2 protein-coding genes and 1 other RNA gene are annotated in these 1,960 nt (G+C 60.4%); all 3 read left to right on the forward strand.

The window, feature by feature from the left end; all coding sequences use genetic code 11:
• Positions 1–323: bifunctional 2-polyprenyl-6-hydroxyphenol methylase/3-demethylubiquinol 3-O-methyltransferase UbiG (gene ubiG / locus VFE81_RS24160; RefSeq protein WP_325046995.1), on the forward strand; the 323-nt coding region annotated here is incomplete at its 5' end.
• Between the two features lie 28 nt (positions 324–351).
• Entirely contained in the window at positions 352–1,065 is a 714-nt protein-coding gene (gene gph, locus VFE81_RS24165) for a phosphoglycolate phosphatase (RefSeq protein WP_325046996.1), read from the forward strand.
• Positions 1,066–1,235: 170 nt separating this feature from the next.
• Positions 1,236–1,605: a transfer-messenger RNA gene (gene ssrA / locus VFE81_RS24170) on the forward strand.
• Positions 1,606–1,960: the final 355 nt, after the last annotated feature.

A 1,960-nucleotide genomic window follows, 5' to 3' on the forward strand; every position in this document is an offset into this window, starting at 1 on the left:
TACCCGAACCTGCCGCCATTGTCGAGGCCTGCAAGACACTGGTGAAACCGGGTGGCTGGGTGTTCTTCTCCACGTTGAACCGCAACGTGAAGTCGTATCTGTTCGCGGTGATCGGCGCGGAATATATCGCGCGGATGCTGCCCAAAGGTACGCACGACTACGCGCGCTTCATCCGTCCATCGGAATTGGCGGGCTTCGTGCGCGTCGCCGGGCTGCGCACGGTCGACATCAAAGGTATCGTTTATAACCCGCTCAGCAAGCATTTCGCGCTGTCCGCCGACACGAGCGTGAACTACATGCTCGCCTGCCGCCGCGACGTCTGATCCGCCCCGACCTGCCCGGACCCAATCAATGAGCGATCCCACGCCCCTGCCGCAGCGCGAAGACAATGACAACGCACTCGGTCTTTGCCAGGCTGTCCTGTTCGACCTCGACGGCACGCTGGCTGACACCGCGCCCGACCTGGCGGCAGCCGTCAACAAAATGCGTCATGATCGCAGCCTTGATATGGTGCCGCTCGAAGACCTGCGGCCGCTCGCGTCCGCGGGCGCGCGTGGGCTGATCGGCGGGGCCTTCGGCATCGGTCCCGATCACCACGAGTTCGCGTCGATGCGCGAGGAGTTTCTCGCCAACTACGAAGCAGACTTGTGCATCGAGACCACGCTGTTTCCTGGCATCGCCGAATTGCTCGACGATCTCGACGCACGGGGCGTGCGCTGGGGCATCGTGACGAACAAGGTGGCAAGGCTCACCGAGCCGCTGATCGCACAACTCGGCCTCGAGGAGCGCGCGGGCTGCGTGGTGAGCGGCGACACGACCCCACATTCAAAGCCGCACCCCGCTCCCTTGTTGCATGCCGCGCGCGAGCTGGATGTGGTGCCGGAGCATATCGTCTACGTCGGCGACGATCTGCGCGACGTGCAGGCGGGTTTCGCGGCCGGCATGAAGACCATCGCGGCAGCCTACGGCTACTGCGGCAACGACATTCCACCGGCGCAATGGCACGCTCAGCATGTCGTGCAGTCGCCCGCTGAATTGCAGAAGCTGCTGCGCGATATCGGCTGAACACATACAGCGAACACGGCAGACACGGCGCACGCAAGGCGATACGGCGTCTTGCCGCTTCACCGCGACCGTGCAGCAGTGCGGCGAGACGGCAAGGCAATCAGCCAGGACGTGGCCGTCAAACTATTGTAAAATCTGAGTCTGGCCAGACATTTTGGGCAACGAACCGCGGGGGCGACCTGGTTTCGACAGGGGTTGCGAAGCGGCTAGGGCATACCGAGGACCCGTCACCTCGTTAATCAATGGGAAAAACGTAACTGCAAACGACGAAACGTTCGCACTGGCAGCCTAAGGGCCGCCGTCCTCTGCCTAGTTCACTGACGGGCTAGAGTCGCAAGACCGGTAGCAATACCGACAGAGGTCATATACGTCAGTTAAGTCTTGGCGGCGTCACGACGCCAAGGTCGAAAACTTAGTGAATCGCCGTCACGCAGCGTGTTCGTCCGCGTCGTGGTGGTTAAATCAAATGACAGAACTAAGTATGTAGAACTAGTCGTAGAGTGCTTCTGGACGCGGGTTCGATTCCCGCCGCCTCCACCAATTTGTAAGATAAGAACCCGCAAATTCAACGACTTGCGGGTTTTTGTTTTTCTCAGCCCATCAATTAGCCCATCATTGGGCCAGGTTCTACGGCTACCTAGCGATCTCTCTTGCCACATGAGAACCGTCGCGCGTTCGCCACACTCCGCTAGAATCCGGCTATGTCCGGTACGCGCAAGTCTGCCTGTTACGGCAACCTCGTCAACGCTACCGGGAGGGCTCCGGGAGGTAAAGTGAACGATGATCCGTACGCGTACCAGGCAATCAATCCGCTGTGGAGTCTGGTTGATCCGCTCAGTGTGGAAGACGCAGCGGCGCTGATCGCCGGGTTTGATCCGCACTCGATCGATAACAC

Origin of the sequence: Paraburkholderia sp. (assembly GCF_035656215.1) — a bacterium.
GTDB lineage: Bacteria > Pseudomonadota > Gammaproteobacteria > Burkholderiales > Burkholderiaceae > Paraburkholderia.

What these genes read in the sequence shown, in the direction of transcription:
- gph (WP_325046996.1), top strand. Translation starts at nt 352, where the DNA reads ATGAGCGATCCCACGCCCCTGCCGCAGCGCGAAGACAATGACAACGCA.